Genomic DNA, 17,394 nt, shown 5'->3' on the forward strand with positions numbered 1-17,394 from the left:
ATGAGCCGCGGCAAGCCCCACGGGCTCTGTGCTCCTCGATGCTGGGTACGGGGGCTCTATCGTCATTTCCGCAGCTGTCACTTAAGGAAATCAGTGCGTCTCTGGTCGGCGAACGTCGGGATCGGGATCGCTAACGGCTTTTGCCGGCTAAGAGTTCCGATTGCGATCCCGATTCCGAGACCGATTTGTCTATTTGTGGAAACCGTCTATTGCCTGCTGTCCGCTGTCTCACGATGGATGCCGAAGAGCTTCTCGACCAGCGATTGGCGGACGCGGCCGTCTCCGACCGCATCGATGGCTTTCAACTCCATAATGGCAGGATGCACGATTTTCTGGGCGATGCGATGGAGCATGAGCTCCAGCTCCTCGCGCTCCTGCAGCGACATTTCAGGCATTCTCTGCGCCAGCCTGTCGAGCTCGGCCATGCAGAGCGACCGAACCTGGTTGCGAATGGCTGCGATTGCCGGAGCCATCTGAGATCGCTTCTCGTCATGCAGGAGATGCTCGAGCGCCTTCTGCAGGATGAGCTCCGCTCGGGCTGCGGCAGCTTGACGATTTCTGCGGTTGGCCTGTACCACACTTTCGAGATCGTCGATGTTGAACAGGTAGATCCCCTTCAGTTCCCCGGCTCCAGGATCCACATTGCGCGGGAGGGAAATGTCGAGGAGAAGAAGAGGCCGGTCACTGCGACCATAAAGGATGCGGCGGGCGTCCTCGCGCAGCAGCACATATTGCGGAGCGTCCGTGGAACAGATGACCACGTCCGCTCCGGCAATCTGCTCTTCGCGGCGCTCATAAGCCATCGCTGTGCCGGAGCATCGCGCCGCAACCTCCTCGGCACGGGCCGGCGTCCGGTTGATCACTATGATGGACCTGGCTCCTGCCTCCCTCAGATGCAGTGCCGCAAGTTCCCCCATTCTTCCGGCGCCCAGCAATACTACCGATTTTCCGGCAAGGTCTTCAAAAATCTTCCGGGCAAGTTGCACGGCGGCATAACTGATGCTGACGGCCGCATCGCAAATGCCCGTTTCGCTGCGCACCTGTTTCGCGGCTGCAAAAACGCGTGGTATCCACCGATGCAGCTCGCGGTCAATGCAGCCCTGGTTTTCGGCCGCACGAAAAGCATCCTTGAACTGCCCCAGAATCTGGGGCTCGCCGAGGACCAGAGAATCGAGGCTCGAGGCGACACGGAAGGAGTGCTTGACGGCTTCGGCACCGCGCAGCACGTAAATCTGATCCTGCAGGTCCGCCATGTCAAAGCCGCGCACGGCACGGACAAGGCGGCAGAACGACTCCCTGCCATTCCACCATTCCGGGGCCGAAAGGTAAATCTCGGTCCTATTGCATGTGGAAAGGATCATGCACTCCTGCACCGCTGGCAGGCTCATCAGATGTTGCAGGGCATCGGCAAGCATATGCCCGGGAATCGATATCCGTTCGCGGACCTCGATCGGTGTGCGCTGATAGCTGACGCCGCAAACCAGGCAATTGCCCAGGACGGCTGTCGGTACCTTCTGGTTCATCAGTATCTTCCTACCCCCGAGATGTGGGTCTGACAGATGAAAGGCAATTTCGATACCAGAACGCTCAGAAAATGCCTATCTGGCAAGTATTGTATTTTCAATTATTTGTTGTCATGATCCCGGGACGGACGGAAAGGCGGGAACCGTGAGGTAACCTGAATTGGGGCAAATTTCCCGATACCAAGGGCGGAGGCCGGGCGGTCCAACCGCCATCAGGTTGTCACGCTTTCTGTGGGCTCATCTCCGGCTGGCGCTCCAGAGCGCGCTTGATCACGACCCCCAGGCGCGCCATACCTTCTTCGATTTTTTCCGGAGTGGCGTTCGAAAAGTTCAGGCGCATGGTATTTTGCCCCGAGCCATCGTCATAGAAAGGCGTGCCCGGCACGAACGCAACCAGCTCGTCAATCGCTTCCTTAAGAAGATCCGTGGCATTGAGGTATTCGGGAAGGACGGCCCAGATGAAAAGACCCCCTTGAGGTTTTGTCCAGCGCACCCCTGCCGGCATGTGTCTCTGGAGGGCAGCCAGAATGGCATCGCGCCGCGCGCCATAGACGGAACGGATGTGCTGCACATGCTTATCGAGGAAGCCGCCGCGTGCGATCTCGTAGGCAACCATCTGCACGAATGTGCCGGTATGCAGATCCGTTCCCTGCTTTGCCTGAACCAGCTTTTGAATGACCTCGGCAGGAGCCACAACCCAGGCGAGCCGCAGTCCGGGCGCCAGAATCTTGGAGAAGGTGCTGAGGTAGATGACATTGCCGCTGAACGGCTTGCCGTCGCGGGCGCGGGCGTCCAGCACGTTCAGGGAGGGGAGATGTTCGCCATCATAGCGCAACTGGCCGTAGGGATCATCTTCGATGATCGGCACGCCGAAATGGTCGGCCATGTCGATGAGGATTTCGCGTCGTTTGAGCGACATCGTCACGCCGGTCGGGTTCTGAAAATTGGGAAGAGCGTAGAGGAATTTGGGGCCGGAGCGAAGTACGGACTCGAGCTCATCGGTCTGCATCCCTTCGTCGTCCATAGCAACCCCCAGAAACTGGGCCTGATAGGCATTCCACGCCTGCAGTGCTCCCAAGTAGGTGGGCCGCTCCACCGCGATACGATCGCCAGAGTTCAGGAATACTTTTCCGATCAGATCGAGCGCCTGCTGGGATCCGCTGGTGATCAGTATGTTTTCCGGCTGAATTATGATGCCATAGCGGGCGGTATGCCTGGCGATCATCTCGCGCAGGCGCGGACAGCCTTCGGTCGTGCTGTACTGCAGCGACTGGGGGCCGGACTGCATGAGCACGCGTTCTGCAGCTTCTCGAAATTCCTCCACCGGAAATATTTCCGGAGCGGGCAACCCTCCCGCAAAAGATATCAAGTTGGGCTTTTCGGTCAGCTTTAACAGCTCCCGCACGACTGAGCTTTGCATCCGTCGTGTCCGCAGCGCATAGCGCTGGGACCATAGGGTCTCCATGGCACCTCCTCGGCGAAGAATTCAGCGGGCGCTGCCTTTCCCCCTATCGGCGGCAGCCTCAATTGGCATAGTACTACCCCCTTCGCGGGCCGCGCAACCAAACAAAAAACACCCGATGAATAGAAATCGGGTGACAGGCTGTTCACTCCCCGATTCCGGGACAGTCTTTCATGCGCCTGGAACGAACGCACGCGCATGATAACTACCTCGAGCCTGGACAGCTCAACGGAGAGGATGTGGAGGGAAACAGAGATCGGACTTTCCAGTACCCGGACTTACCTGGCGGCATTGCTTGGTTCGGGCACGTGGGGCGTGAGAGTCGGGCGCGGGACGGTCTCCTGTAACGAAGGCTCGGGGGCATGTCGAGTATGCTCAGGCGACGTCAGCATGGCGAGGACGGCATGGACGATCTGTTCGACCGACATCCGGTCGGTGTCAAAAACCGCGTCGAAAAAGCGCAGGTCCTCGACGCTCTGGCGGAAGTGGTGTTGTCGGAAACTGCGCCGCTCGATATCGATCTTCTCCATGCGCCGTCGTGCTTCCTCCGGCGTGACCTGCCACCGTAGCGCCAGGCGCCGGACGCGCACCTCCGGCGACGCGAAGACGCGCAGGTGCAGGCCGGGCTCTCCCTGCAAAGCATAGGCGCTGCCACGCCCCACGATGATGGCTTTACCGCGTGCGGCCAGAAGGGCCAGGGTCTTGAGCAGGGCTTCGTGATACTCCTCGTTGCCAAACGATATCCCTTCAGCCATCAGAAGCAGACGTGCGACCGTATCGTGGATCAGGCTTTGGGACCGTTCATCGAGCTCGCGCACAAGGTCCTGTCGCACATGGCTGTGCACGGCGATATGGTCCACGATTTCCCTGTCGAATACATGCCAATCGAGATGCTTCGCCAGCCCCGATGCGACGTCGTCGCCCAACGCCCCCACATCACGCGTGATGGTGATGAAGCGGTAGGAAGCTGCGGGTTCGGCTTCCACCTGTCTGGGAGCTGCCTTCTCTCTTACGTGGGACAACAACATCTGACGTTCGACTAGATGACTTGCGCCAGGAGACTCGCTTGGTTTTCTCATAAGGGCCTGTGCGCGCAGAATTATTTTGATTTATGATAGCATTTTTGCGGACATTCGGCAATTGAATAAGAGAAACAGCGACCCCATACCAGGAGCGTGAAAAATGGAGAGAACCTTCGCAGTTGTCGGCGCCCTGTCCGCTTTCATGGCGGTGGCCGCCGGAGCCTTCGGGGTACACAGTTTGCGCCAGAAACTCCCGCCAGACATGCTGGCCATCTTTGAAACCGCAACGCGTTATCAGATCTATCACGCGTTCGCCCTGTTGGCGGTCGCCTGGGCGGTTGGGCGCTGGCCCGGATCCATCCTGCAATTCTCCGGCTGGTGCTTTGTGGCCGGGACCGTGCTTTTTTCAGGCAGTCTGTACACAATGGCCCTGAGCGGCGACCGCTCCCTGGGAGCGATCACACCCATGGGTGGTGCGGCTTTCCTGCTTGGCTGGCTTGCTTTCGCGTGGGGCGTGGGGAGGCCCGGTTCCTAGTTCCTCCGGGATTCAGGGCATCTGCAGCCGGGAGAGCCGAGGCGTGTGTGCGCACCTGGTCGGGCTTCCGGTTTAACGCCCGCCGAAACCAGACCGCCTGCCTCCGCCGCCGCCCATGCGGCCCTCGCGCGGCTGTTGCGGCTTTGCTTCATTGACTGTCATGGGACGGCCCTCAATCTTTCTGCCATTGAACTCCGCGATGGCATGCTCCGCTGCCTCGTCGGTAGCCATCTCTACAAAGGCAAAACCTTTGGAACGGCCCGTGTCCCGGTCTGTAATCAGTTTCACGGATTCCACCTGCCCGGCTTCGGAAAACATTTCCTGTAAAGCGCTTTCGGTAATCGTGTAAGGCAGGTTTCCCACATAGAGCCTTTTTGACATAAACCCTCCTGAAATGGGTCGAGGCGCCGAACGAGACTACGCCCTGGCATGCGAGCCCCGGGGTCTCCGGATCGGCAACCATTTATGAGGAAAGTCGAGAGCGCATTTGTTGCCGGCGATCCGTAAGAAAGCCTTCGGTTCTGGGGAACATAGGGTCAAGGTAGAGGCGCAGATTCCGACTCCCTTCCAACAAACTTTGTCATACTCCGGGCACTAATGCAATAAGTCTATCTCCACGATGGCCGGGTAAATTTGCAAGATCTTGTTGTTTCTTGACGCCTTGTTGCCCATCCTTAGGAACCATGCGAAACAGCGAGGGCACGAAAGGTGGTCCGGCGCATTTCCTTTATCTTATGATCTGTTTTTGATGTGGACTTGCCTAATGGCCTTGCCTAGGATGTCCGAAGGAGAAAGCATGGCCAGCGCTCGGTCGAATATTCAGTCGCAGCATCCCGGTGAAGAGGAAACAGCCCCGCCTGCGCCTGAAGGCTCCGGACCGCCGCGAACCGAAGCCACGATGCATGACCGGCGCGGTTTTCTCCGCGCCCTCGCCTGGGGAGTCGGCGGCTTGATCATGGGGGCGCTCGGGGGGGGCGTTGCCCTGTGGTATGGTACCCGGCCGGGCCCGCCTCTGCCGCCCATGCGTTTTGTGATGGCCTTGCCGCGCACAGCTCCGCTGGCGCTGAGATCCAATCCCCTTGCATTGTCAGCCGACGGCACTCATCTGGCATACGTGGCGCAGATCGATTACAGCACCCAGCTGTACGTGCGTGCGCTGGACGAAATTGAGGCGAGGCCGCTTCCCGGCACTCAAGGTGCCTACAGCCCATTCTTTTCGCCGGATGGCTCCTGGATCGGTTACTTCGACGCGCGTGACTCCAAGTTGAAGAAGGTAGCCCTTGAGGGCGGAGAACCCGTGGTTCTGTGCCGGGCGCCTTTCGGTCTCGGCGCTTCCTGGGGAATGGACGATGTCATCATCTTCTCCCCCGACGTCTTCTCGGGCCTCTGGCGCATCCCGGCAGCGGGAGGTACGGCGGAGCCCGTAACCCGGCTGCAGCAGAAGGAGTTCACGCACCGCTGGCCCCAGATCCTGCCGGACGGCAAGGCGGTGATCTTCACGATCGGGACCGCCGGCGCCACCAGCACACCGTGTGTCGCCGCGCTCTCCTTGAAATCCGGCCAAAAAAAAGTGCTTCTCGACGGGGTTTCCGACGCCCGCTTTTCACCAACCGGACATCTGCTTTTTATGCGCGGGGGCGACCTCATGGCGGTTCGTTTCGACCCCACCCGCCTTCTGGTGCAGGGAGATCCATTCCTGGTCAAGCAAGGCGTCGGAACGGACAAGGCGGTTTGGGCCGGTTACTTCGCCTTCTCATACACCGGTGCGCTCGCATATTCCACAGCAGTGGAAGATGACGATCTGCGCTCTCTGGTCTGGGCAGACCGCCAGGGGGGTATCGAACGGCTGACCATCAGCCGCGGCGCCTTTTCCTACCCGCGGCTCTCCCCCGATGGGCTGCAGCTGGCCGTCGTCGTCGACTCGCAGCAGGAGAAGTCCAACATCTGGACCGTTGATGTCGCGAGCGGCAGCTTCACGCGCTTGACCTACGAAGGGAACAACCTGATGCCTTTATGGACTCCCGACGGCAAACGTCTGACATTTGCATCCGATCGAGATGGCCAGTGGCAGATCTTCTGGATGCCCGCCGACGGCAGCGGGACGGCAGCGTTGCTGCGAACAAGCGAGAATCCCGAAGTGCCGAACTCCTGGTCGCCGGACGGCAAGGATCTGGTTTTCACCGAATTCGCGCCCGACACAGGGCCGGATCTCTGGGTCCTGTCGACGGAGGCAGAGCAAGGCGCACGGCCGTTCCTGTGCACCCAGTATGCCGAGTATGGCGGTGTGCTCTCTCCGGAAGGCCGCTGGCTTGCATACATCTCCGACGACTCAGGCCCGGCCCAGGTCTATGTACGTCCCTTTCCGGGCCCTGGAGAGCGATTTCAGATCTCGACGGCCGAGGGCCGCGAGCCCGTCTGGGGACGCGACGGGCGGGAACTGTTCTTCCGGAGCTGGAAAGGGTTGATGAGTGTGGAGGTCCAGACAGAGCCGGAGTTTAATCCGGATTCGCCTCGCCTCGTCGTTTCGGGCGATTACGAAACCGGTGACATTCCTCTCTTCCCAAACTATGATGTCTCGCCCGACGGACAGCGATTCGTGCTGGTTCCACGGGAACAAAAAGAGAGAGGGCAGATCAATATCGATTTGAACTGGTTCAACGACCCGCAGCAGCGCCACCCGATCACTGGCCGCGGCCCATCGGGGAAGCGCGGCCGTACGTGACAGCCGCAATCCTCAACAGTCGTGAACTACTTCGATGAAGGATTGTAGCAGGGGCATCCTCCCTGTGGTGGTTCCCACACCATAAGCAGGGTGCATGAGTTGCAACAAACCCATCTTTCCAGGCGAGAATGGCAAGATCAATCGTTGTTCGAATACCATCCAAAAAGGGACTGATGTGCGTCGGCCTGGTCTTGGCCGTAATGGTTCTGTCTCTGGTCACATCCGTGTTGACGCGAGGACAGGTCGATCCTCCGGCTCCCGGCCCCCAGGAACAACTGCAGACTGCGCCAGCCCTAGACATGCAGGAGCCTCGCCTTCCAGCCGCCCCGACCCGGGCACAGGGACTGCTGGAGAACAATACCGTCTTCACGGTCTATGGGCGCGCTTTCGACAGGGCCCCGATTCTAGGGCGCCTCGGCACCTATAAGAATTTCGATGCGATGGCTGAAGACCTCCCCAAATGGGTGGATCAGGTCAAAAAACTCAACGATCACAAACCCGTCGTGCCCGGGGTGCACTTGATATACGCGCTGGCGGTTCCGTGTCAGGAACGCGGGGATTGCCTGCAATACCTGGAAGGCCCGGCGAGCCTCATCATCGACAATTACATCAAGCCCGCTGCGGAGCGGGGCTGGATTGTCGTCCTTGACACGCAGTTGGGGCGCTCCAATCCCGTGGCACAGGTCAACCGCATGATTGAAAAAGGGTATCTCAAATACGAAAACGTCCACGTGGCGATTGATCCCGAGTTCCACGTCTATCCGGACAAACTGACTCCGGGCATACCGGTCGGAACGGTCGAGGCGGCTCAGATCAATGAAGTGCAACGGATCCTCGACGACTACGTCAAGTCACAGGGTTTCAAGACGAAAAAAATGCTGATCGTGCACCAGTTCATCGACCAGGCTGTCAGTGTGGGCACACGCACTATGATCGAGAACAAAAAGGAGATCAGAACCTTCGAGAACGTCGAACTGGTCATCGACGCCGACGGCCTCGGCACCCCATCGCTGAAGGTCTGGAAGTACAACCGGATGACCGATGCCAAGACATACCCGTCCATCAGGTTTCGCGGCATCAAGATTTTTTACCCCAATACCTGGGAAAAGGCAGGCCATTTCGACAAGCCCCCCATGACCATGGAGCAGGTATTCGGCATCGTGCCGGTTTCCAAGCTCCTGCAAATTGCCACGAAACCGAATCTGGTAATCATCGCCTGAAAAGGAGACGGGCATGACGGCTGGCCGCAAGTATCGATGGTTTGCCCTCGGCGACATCAACGGGTTCTTCGGTTTGATGTTCGACAACGTCACCGTGCTGTCTTTTCTGGCGGGCGTCCTCGTGTTCGCGTTCGGGTTTCCGGCCGACATCGTCTACACCCGGATGTTCCCCGGCACCGCCTTCGGGGTCCTGTTCGGCGACCTGGTCTATACCTGGATGGCCTTCCGGCTTGCCCGGCGCACGGGAAATCCGACGGTCACGGCGATGCCGCTCGGTCTCGACACGCCCTCGACCATCGGCCTGGCGCTGGTAGTCCTCGGACCGGCTTTCGTTTCCCTCAAGGCCGGCGGGATGGAGGCGCGAGATGCGGCGTTGATGACCTGGTACATCGGCATGGCCACCATGGTCATGATGGGAGTGGTCAAGCTCGCGCTCTCCTTCTGCGGCGGCTGGATCCAGAAGGTGGTTCCGCAGGCCGGCCTGCTGGGATCGCTCGCAGGCATCGGTCTGGCGCTGATCGGCTTCACGCCTCTGGTCGACATCTTCGGCCTGCCCCTGGTGGGTTTGATGTCTTTAGGTCTGATCCTCTACACCCTGGTGGCCAAAGTGCGGCTGCCCGGGAACATCCCCGGAGTGCTGGCAGCCATCGCCCTTGGTACGGCGCTGTATCACCTGCTGGGCCCTGCCGGGTGGATAGGATCTTCCTACACAGCCCCGGTGGTCGAACTGCACCTGGGATTCCCGATGCCGACCCTCGCTTTCGTGAAAGGTTTCACCGCAGCGCTCCGCTACCTGCCCATCTCGATCCCGTTTGCGCTGCTCACAGTCGTCGGCGGCATCAACGTAACCGAAAGCGCCCGGGTCGCCGGAGACGATTTCAAGACACGGGACATCCTGCTCACCGAGGCGGTGGCGACCCTGGTGGCCGGACTGTGCGGCGGCGTCGCGCAGTCCACACCCTACATCGGGCAGCCTGCGTACAAAGGCATGGGTTCGCGGGCGGGATACACGCTGCTGACGGGACTGTTCATTGGATTGGGCGGCGTTTTAGGCTACGTCTCGTTCATCGTCGAATTGATACCGCGCGCCGTGCTTGCACCGATTCTGATTTTCGTCGCCCTCGAGATCATGGCGCAGGCATTCGTCGCCTGCCCGCGCGCGCATGCGCCCGCGGTTGCCTTCGCTTATTTCCCTACGCTGGCACGCTTGCTGGCGATCAAATACAGCAATCCGGCTATTGTGCCCACCGATCGCTTTGTTCAACTCATGAGCACGCCGGGCAGGGAGTTGCCGGAAGCTCTCGTCACGGTCGCAATGGGAAACGGTTTCATTCTGACCGCCATGCTTTGGGGCGCCTTCCTTGCCGTACTGATCAACAAGCGCTTCAAGCTCGCATCGCTGTACCTGGGCATTCTTGCGGCAGCCACTTTTTTCGGCGTGATTCATTCGGCTCTGCCTGAAGGAAGCGTCTATCTGCCGTGGAATCTGGCGAGCCCGCTCCAGCGGGCCATTCCCTACCAGTTCGCGACGGCCTATCTGGTGCTCGCCGCCATCATCCTGCTGCTCGCCTTCATGAACCCGACCGCGAAAGACGCCAAGTACCCCGAGTGAGTCTTGGTCTCCCGGCATCTCATTCGTAGCGCAGGGCTTCGACGGGATCGAGACGGGCGGCTTTGACCGCCGGATAAATGCCGAAGATCAAGCCGACCGAGACCGAAACCATGAACGCCAGAAGGATGGAGTTCAGGGTCACGATCGTCGACCAGCCTGCCATCACGGCCACGAGGCGCGAAATGCCGAACCCGCAGCCGATCCCGAGCAGGCCGCCGACAAATGATATCAGGATGGCTTCCACCAGGAACTGGCGCAGAACGTCGCGTTTGCGTGCTCCCACGGCCCGGCGCACGCCAATCTCGTGGGTACGCTCGAGGATGCTGGCCAGCATGATGTTCATGATGCCGATCCCGCCCACCAGGAGCGAAATCGAGGCAATCGCAGTCATGACCATTTCGAAGATGCGCTGCGTGCGCTTCTGCTCGGCAAGCAACTCTGCGGGGACGACCAGGCTGAAATCGCCGGCATTGCGATGCGAGGCATTCAGGATGCCGCGCACGACATCCCCGACCACGCTGCTGTCGGCAGTCTTGGCCAGCTGGAGATAGAGGCCGTCGACTTCATCCCTCAGGGAGCTCTTATTGTCTTCCAGGCGATAGATGACACTGTCGATCGGCGCGTAGATGAGGTTGTTCAAATCCTGCGATTTCAAGCCGGAGAGCTCACTTTGCGCGGTCAGCTGGGCTCCCAGGACTCCGACCACCCGGAACCACTGCTCGTTGACCTTGATGTACTCCCCCACGGCCTCTTTCTGGAGGAAAAGATTCGCCTTCGCGCCCCCCCCCAGGACACAGACCGCCGCCACACGATCATTATCGCCCTTGTCAAAAAAGCGCCCCGCGATCAGTCTCAGCCCTGCAATATCCTGATATTCAGGGGCCACGCCGTAGACGCCGGGCATGTCCTGCCGCGGCTTGGGGAGCATGCTGGATGGAGCGAAGCGCTTGCGCGGGGTTGAGGCCGTCAGATCACCGACATTGGCGCGGATCACCCTGAGATCCTTGAACGAGAGGCCCGGGGAAATCTTCCGCGTTCTGACCAGTTCCTGGGAATCGGTCACATCCTTGGCCTCGATGATCAGGTTGCGCACACCGAGCTGCTCGATAAAGGCCAAAACCTGCTGTTGCGCGCCGGCGCCAATCGACAGCATCGAAACTACCGCTGCAACGCCGAAAATCATGCCCAGCATAGTGAGTAGTGAACGGAGTTTGCGCACGCCCAGATTCTGCAAGGCCAGGCGCAGATCCGGCAGCAGCTGTCTTCTCCGCCATCGGAGTTTTTCCACATCCCCTCCGCGTTTGCCTTTCATCGAGTCGCCCCTCCGAGAATCGAAGCCAGGGGACTGGCTTTCCCCGCGGCTTTGCCCTTCTGCAGATCCGGATTCACCAGAGCGACCTCCGTCCCCTCTGCGAGCCCTTCAATCACGGCGCGGCTCTCGGTGAGGTATTTGATCTGGACCTCGCGTGCTTCCCAGCCCTCCCCGCGCCTGACGTACACGACCGGCTTCCCTTCCTTCTGGAACAGAGCCTGCCGTGGAAGCGAGAGGGCGTCCTTCACATTTGTTGCCCGGATCGTCACTCGCGTGGTCACCCCCGGATTCAGCTGCTCACCGTTGGGATCGAGCTCGAAGGTCGCGTCGAAACTCCGGGTCGAGAGCGCTTCCAGATAATCGAGATACGAGGACGAGGATGAGGATGCCGACAGGGCCAGGGATTTGATCTTGCCGCTGTAGTTTTTCAGCGGTCGCGAATCTACCCAGGCCTCGATGGGCTGGCCGGGATTAAGACTGCCGCGATCGTTCTCGGTGACCTTAGACTGTATCTCCATCTGCTCCGCATCCTGGATCTGCGCAATCAGGCGGCCGGGATACGCCTGATCCCCTTCCCGGAATTCGGGAATCTCCGTCGCGGAGGATATGGAAATGCCGCCGCTGGCCGACATCAAGGCTTCCAGGTTCTGCCCCAGAACCACGACGCCGTTGATCGGCGCGCGCAAGGTCATGTTATCGATGTTCTGCTGGGCGAGTTTCATGCCCAGCTGAGACTTAGTGCGAGCCACCATCTGGACAGCCAGATCCGCCTGGTCCGAACTCGCGCGCGACTTGACGTCACGTTGCAACTGTTCGAGCCTGCGTTTGGCCTCTTCGAGGTTTATCAGGTTTTTCTTGGCTTCGATCGCGCCCAGCAACTCGTTCCCCTTCACCGCCAACTCGGCCCGGCGGACGCTGAACTGTGCGGACAGCAGAGTGACACCTTCCTGCGCTACCCGGACTGCCTGGTTGGCCTTCATCTTCTTGATCTGCTGGTCGGCTTCATCCAGCTGGGATTGGGCCTGCTCGAGGTTGTACTCCTGTTCGCTCGGGTCGAACTCGACCACGACATCTCCTTCGTTGACCCGGGTGCCGGTTTTGACAATGTGAATGATCTGCAGGGTGCCTCCGGCCACCGGCGGGGCCACGATCATGGCAGTCAGGGCAGGCCGAAGCTCGCCGACCGTGTATACCTTCACCTCCACCGGCTCGCGCACCACCCGGACCGTCGGGATGACAAGTCCGGCCTTTTTCAAGTTTGTCAGGCTCGCGATCATCGTGCATGCCGCACTCATGCCCAACGCCAGAACCACCAGCGTGATTTTCAGAACCAAGGTTCCTCGCGCGCTCATCCCGAATGCTCTGTCTTCAAGTCCTGGAGTATGCGAGTAGGTTTTCATCGGTCTCATGCCTTTCGCGGGTGCAAGGTCATTTCTGTTCATCGGACACCGTCGGATCCTTGAGCGCGATGCGCTCCCCGGGCTTCAATCCGCCGGCCACTAGGACCTGTTCGTCGCCTCGTCGCCCGACCTGCACGGCACGCTCCTCAAAGCCTTTGGGAACGAGCACATAGGCTACGTTCCGGCCGCCCTTCTCAAAGACAGCCGCGGCCGGTATCACGATGGAATTGGGCAGGCGTTCGACCTCGACGCGGAAGTTCGCGCTCATCCCCGGGCGCAGCCTGGGGTCGGGCTCATCCAGCTTAACCATCAAATCGAAACTCTTCCGGGTCGGGAAGGTGGAGTAGTCGAGCTTGGCAAGCGTGCTGATGTCGCCCACGCGGCCTTTGTGCTCCTTGTCCGGGACCCCATCGACGCGCAGACTTACGGGCTGCCCCTGGGCAATCTTGCCGCGATCGGCTTCATATACGGGTGCGTTGGCCTGGATGGTGGAAAGTTCCGGCACCTCGGCGATCGAAGCACCGGACCAAATGCGATCGCCTTCCTTAAACACCGGCGTGGTGCCGCCGCCCATAAAGCTGGTGCGGGCGCGCGAGTTGGGCAGCAGAGTGATGATACCGTCCACCGGCGACGAGAGCGTGAGCGCGGCCAGGTTGCGTTCGGCCTGTTCGAGATCCGCCTGGGCCTTGTTGCGTCTCCGGATAGTGCCGGCGAGGTCCGCCTGGGCCCCGACACGGCTGGATTCGATCCGGCTCTGCACCTCGCGCACCTTCTGCTCCGCTTTGGCGACCGCCAGGAGATTCTTCTCATTGTCCATCGCGGAATTGAGGTCCTGCGCGCTCGCATCCAGGCGCGCCCGGTCGAGCCCGAATTGCGCGCTCATGACGTCGGTGAGGATCTGCTCCTCGCGCAGGCGCTGCTGGGCGTTGGCCCGCTGAATCTCGGCCTCCACCTGCCTCAGAGTGGAACGGAACTGGTCGGCGTTGCGCTTCAAGCTGGATGGATCGAATTCGACGACCACATCTCCCTTCTTGATCGTGGCCCCGTCACGGCAGAGCTTGAGAATCTGCAGATCGCCGGCGTTGGTGGGAGCCGTGATCACGGTAGAGGTCCGCACCCTGATTTCTCCACGAAGCTCGACATAGTCCACAAAATCGCCGAGCTTGACTTCAGCAGTAGCAACCGCCGGCAACTTGCTTTTTCTCCAGGGGCCCCAGATGCCGGCTGCCGTCGCTGCCGCTGCCAGCACAAACAGGCCGAGCCAGAGTCTCTTGACCAAGGACGCTCTGCGGGATGCCGTATGTCTCATGCTTTTCCTGCTCCAGTCCTACTCCGGCAGCTTGCCCGCGCCGGCCGCGATGTGCGGATTACGCATAACCGTCAGTCCCTCCTCAAGTCCCGATTCAATCACCACTTCGCAATCGTTCATCGAGCCGAGCTTGACTGCGCGCGGCTCAGGCCGGCCGTTCACCAGGACGTTGACCATGGCCCGGCCTTCCTGCATGACGACCGACTCTCGAGGAAGACACAGCACGTTGTCCAGAGCCTCCAATTGCACGTCGACGGCCGCGGTCAGATCGGGAAGCAGTTTGGGGTTGCTCCCCTTGATCGAGATCACGGCTGCGAAATACCGGATCCGCTTCGAATAGGAGCTGGATGTGCCGATCGCGCTGATCCGCTCCACCTTGCCGGGAAAGACAAGGCTCGGATAGGCGTCAAGACGAATCTCGGCGGGCTGGTCGAGGTGCACCTGGGAGACATCCACCTGATTCAGGCGGGCAAGGACCTGCATGGCCGACGGATTCACCACCAGCATGATGCCCCCGCCAGGCCGCACTTCGTCCCCTTCCTGCGGATCCACCATGCGCGTGCCCTTGTAGATCGGACTCAGGACCACCAGCCCGTCCAGCGGCGACTTGATGCTCATCTTTTCCATGTTGTTCTGAGCATACGTCACGGCCTTCTGCGCACGGTCACGCTGGATTTCGAGGATGCGCAAATCCGCGGCCGCCGCCTCACGCTTCAGGGCGAAAGTATCCTTGAGCTGCTTGAGTTTCGCCTCGGCTTCCGCAAGGTTCTGCTTGTTGATCTCAGCCTGAAAACCCGGGATAAAATCGTTCTTGCGCATCTCCACCCGCGCCGACTGGAGATCCACCTCCGCGCCTTTGAGCTCGGTATCGTCCGCGGCGCGCGCGGTGGCCTCATCCGCCTGTCTCTTCTTGATCTGCTGGATGAGATTGTCGTAATCGGCCTGCCGGTCCAGGATATTTCTCGTCTGGGTCTGGGGATCGAACTCCACCAGGATGTCGCCGGCACGGACCCGCGCGCCGTTGCGCACGATCCTGGTGATGACCATCGTGCTTGCCATCTGCCCGGTGAGACGAGGAGCGAGCACCCCGTACGATTGGACTGCGCCCACGGCCCCGTGAAGGCGGACAGTGCGCCGGAAATTGCGCCTTTCAACTCTCACAATGGCAGACTGGCTGCTTTCCCCGCCCGAGCCCTGCGTCACTCCCCGCGCCGGGCGGCCGCAGGCCGCCCAAGGCAGGATCGCGCCGGCAGTCAATGCGAGAAGCAGCATAGGCGCCGTTTTGCGCGGAGCCTGCAGGGTTTTGGTCGACGAGTTCCGGTCGTGCCGGGGACGGCACACGGTATGGGCAGATGTGATGAGTCGATGCAAGATTGCGCAGGTCACAGCTGGACACTCCGTTGGGGAGAATACCCTCACCAGGTTGTGCTGATTGAGGCAGTGCGGTAAATCGGGGGAGTGCACTGCGACTAATCCGTCAAAATGACTCGTCTATTAGACGCCGAAAATCCCCAAAAGGTTGATGAAATTTTCGTTTGGCGAGACGACTATATAATTAGTACGAATAGTATTTGATTTCAATACAAAAATACGAAGAGAATTTTCGTGTATTTCAGGGTTTCTCACGCGCTAAGATTGCCTGATCCAGGTTCCGATACCATCATTCGCAGCAAGGAGAGTGAAATGACGAGGCCAATGCATCCAGAACGCCCGATGCGGCGAAGTGTTCCGATCGCCATTGCATTTCTGCTGTTGATTTCGCTGGCGTCGGCGCCGGCGCCGCAGGTGCAGAGCCCGGACTCTGAGAGTTGCACGAGCATCCTGGTCGGCAAGCTCGCGTCGGCCGATGGCTCCACGATGACCTCCCACTCTTGCGACAGCGGCAGCGACAGAACCTGGATGAATATCGTCCCCCGCCAGAAACACGGTGCGGGCGAGCGGGCCAAGGTCTGGCTGGAGCCCAAGCTGACCAAAGGTCCCGACGATACCGATCGCGTGCCCACGGGAGAGATCCCACAGGTTGCCGAAACCTACAAGTACCTCAACGCCGCCTATCCCATTATGAACGAGCATCAGCTCGCAATCGGCGAAACAACGACCGGCGGGAAGCGTGAGCTGCAAAGTAAGGAAGGGATCATTGATGCGCCGGAGCTCTACCGCCTGATCCTGGAAAGAGCCCGGACTGCACGCGAGGCCATCCAAGTCGCTGACGAGCTCACCAGAAAGTATGGCTACAACGACGCCGGGGAGTGTTTCACCTTCGCCGACCCGAACGAAGTGTGGCATTTCGAGATTCTGGGTCCCGGGAGAGGGAAAGTCGGCGCGGTATGGGCTGCAGTCCGCATCCCGGACGACCAGATCGGGGTGTCGGCCAACGCCCACAGGATCCGGCAGCTCGACCTCAAGAACAAAGACTATTACATGGCCTCGGACAACGTTCTGGCGCTGGCGCAGGAAATGGGGTGGTGGGATCCGAAAAGCGGCCACCCGTTCGAGTTCTGCTATGCCTACGCCGACAGAAGCAGCATGGGCAGCCGTCGCCGGGAGTGGCGGGTCCTGAGCTTGCTGGCCCCGTCGCTCAGGTTGGATCCCAACGCGGAGAACTACCCGCTGTCGGTGAAGCCGGACAAGAAGGTGTCGGTTCAGGATGTGCTCGCGATTTTCCGGGACAGTTACGACGCCACTCCCTTTGACATGACGCGCAATCTCACGGTCGTCAACCAACAGGGCCAGGCCGTCAAGAGCCCTGTGGCAAATCCGTTCATGAACAGCGATTGGACTTCACTGTTCCGCATCCAGCGCGAAAGAACGATCTGCTCTCCCACCGCCACTTATTTGCAGATTACGCAATCCCGCTCCTGGCTGCCCAACCCGATCGGGGGCCTGGTCTGGCTGGGGTACGACAATCCTGCGACCACGCCCCACATGCCCTTCTACATCGGAATCTCACAGATGCCGGAGTCCTTCATGATCGATGGGAGGGAGAAGTACCGGCGCGATTGTGCCTGGTGGGCTTTCCGGCAGGCAAGCAAGCTCTCCTACATCCGGTACCAGGTGATGAAGGAGGATTTGAAGAGGGTCTGGCAGCCGATCGAAGCGGATGCTTTCGCGAAACAGAAGGCGACAGAGGATGAAGCACTGCGCCTCTACCAGACCGACCCCGCCAAAGCCGGGGAGTACCTCACGAAGTATTGCCATGGAATCGCCAACAAGGCAGTGGAAGACTACTGGAAAGTCGGCGAACTGCTGTGGTCGAAATACAATAACAGCTTCTGAA

Annotated in this window: 13 protein-coding genes; 5 read left to right on the forward strand and 8 right to left on the reverse strand. The window is 60.0% G+C overall.

Annotation, left to right across the window (positions count from 1 at the left end; genetic code table 11):
* Nucleotides 1-206: 206 nt before the first annotated feature.
* From hemA to LAP85_16565, 3 genes are all read right to left on the reverse strand, one after another.
* Nucleotides 207-1,523 carry a glutamyl-tRNA reductase gene (hemA, locus tag LAP85_16555; GenBank protein ID MBZ5498015.1) on the reverse strand — a complete coding sequence of 439 codons (1,317 nt, stop codon included), beginning with the start codon at nucleotides 1,521-1,523 and terminating at the stop codon, nucleotides 207-209.
* A 220-nt stretch (nucleotides 1,524-1,743) separates the two neighbouring features.
* Nucleotides 1,744-2,988 (reverse strand): PLP-dependent aminotransferase family protein, encoded by a 1,245-nt coding sequence (locus LAP85_16560; GenBank protein MBZ5498016.1) that lies wholly within the window; start codon nucleotides 2,986-2,988, stop codon nucleotides 1,744-1,746.
* Between the two features lie 275 nt (nucleotides 2,989-3,263).
* Nucleotides 3,264-4,064: a cytidylate kinase-like family protein gene (locus LAP85_16565; protein MBZ5498017.1), complete on the reverse strand. Its 801-nt coding sequence runs from the start codon at nucleotides 4,062-4,064 to the stop codon at nucleotides 3,264-3,266.
* A gap of 103 nt (nucleotides 4,065-4,167) precedes the next feature.
* Between LAP85_16565 and LAP85_16570 the strand changes: the two genes are divergently transcribed.
* On the forward strand, nucleotides 4,168-4,542 hold the full coding sequence (locus LAP85_16570; protein ID MBZ5498018.1) for a DUF423 domain-containing protein: 375 nt from the start codon (nucleotides 4,168-4,170) through the stop codon (nucleotides 4,540-4,542).
* Between the two features lie 72 nt (nucleotides 4,543-4,614).
* On the opposite strand, the gene LAP85_16575 is transcribed toward LAP85_16570, so the two are convergent.
* Nucleotides 4,615-4,923, reverse strand: coding sequence for an RNA-binding protein (locus tag LAP85_16575; protein MBZ5498019.1), 309 nt, complete (start codon nucleotides 4,921-4,923; stop codon nucleotides 4,615-4,617).
* A gap of 415 nt (nucleotides 4,924-5,338) precedes the next feature.
* Between LAP85_16575 and LAP85_16580 the strand changes: the two genes are divergently transcribed.
* The 3 genes from LAP85_16580 (at nucleotide 5,339) to LAP85_16590 (ending at nucleotide 10,096) form a co-directional block, all read left to right on the forward strand.
* Nucleotides 5,339-7,264 carry a hypothetical protein gene (locus LAP85_16580; protein ID MBZ5498020.1) on the forward strand — a complete coding sequence of 642 codons (1,926 nt, stop codon included), beginning with the start codon at nucleotides 5,339-5,341 and terminating at the stop codon, nucleotides 7,262-7,264.
* A gap of 128 nt (nucleotides 7,265-7,392) precedes the next feature.
* A complete protein-coding gene (locus LAP85_16585) occupies nucleotides 7,393-8,484 on the forward strand; it encodes a hypothetical protein (GenBank protein ID MBZ5498021.1) in 1,092 nt (363 codons plus the stop codon).
* A gap of 13 nt (nucleotides 8,485-8,497) precedes the next feature.
* Complete coding sequence (locus LAP85_16590; GenBank protein ID MBZ5498022.1) at nucleotides 8,498-10,096, forward strand: hypothetical protein; 1,599 nt, start codon at nucleotides 8,498-8,500, stop codon at nucleotides 10,094-10,096.
* Nucleotides 10,097-10,115: 19 nt separating this feature from the next.
* On the opposite strand, the gene LAP85_16595 is transcribed toward LAP85_16590, so the two are convergent.
* Genes LAP85_16595 through LAP85_16610 form a run of 4 tightly spaced genes read right to left on the reverse strand, consistent with a single transcriptional unit; the run spans nucleotide 10,116 to nucleotide 15,503 of the window.
* Nucleotides 10,116-11,408: an ABC transporter permease gene (locus LAP85_16595; GenBank protein MBZ5498023.1), complete on the reverse strand. Its 1,293-nt coding sequence runs from the start codon at nucleotides 11,406-11,408 to the stop codon at nucleotides 10,116-10,118.
* The gene (locus LAP85_16600) at nucleotides 11,405-12,808 is read right to left on the reverse strand and encodes a biotin/lipoyl-binding protein (GenBank protein ID MBZ5498024.1); all 1,404 of its coding nucleotides are present in this window, start codon (nucleotides 12,806-12,808) and stop codon (nucleotides 11,405-11,407) included. Before LAP85_16600 ends, LAP85_16595 begins: the two co-directional genes overlap by 4 nt.
* Before the next feature lie 28 nt (nucleotides 12,809-12,836).
* A complete protein-coding gene (locus tag LAP85_16605; protein MBZ5498025.1) occupies nucleotides 12,837-14,117 on the reverse strand; it encodes an efflux RND transporter periplasmic adaptor subunit in 1,281 nt (426 codons plus the stop codon).
* An 18-nt stretch (nucleotides 14,118-14,135) separates the two neighbouring features.
* Nucleotides 14,136-15,503, reverse strand: a complete 1,368-nt coding sequence (locus LAP85_16610) for an efflux RND transporter periplasmic adaptor subunit (GenBank protein MBZ5498026.1) — start codon at nucleotides 15,501-15,503, stop codon at nucleotides 14,136-14,138.
* Between the two features lie 309 nt (nucleotides 15,504-15,812).
* Here LAP85_16610 and LAP85_16615 point away from each other — a divergent pair, with 309 nt between their 5' ends.
* Nucleotides 15,813-17,393: a C69 family dipeptidase gene (locus LAP85_16615; GenBank protein ID MBZ5498027.1), complete on the forward strand. Its 1,581-nt coding sequence runs from the start codon at nucleotides 15,813-15,815 to the stop codon at nucleotides 17,391-17,393.
* Nucleotide 17,394 lies beyond the last annotated feature (1 nt).

It is taken from the genome of Terriglobia bacterium (genome assembly GCA_020072565.1).
In the GTDB taxonomy this organism is placed as follows: Bacteria; Acidobacteriota; UBA6911; order UBA6911; family UBA6911; genus JAFNAG01.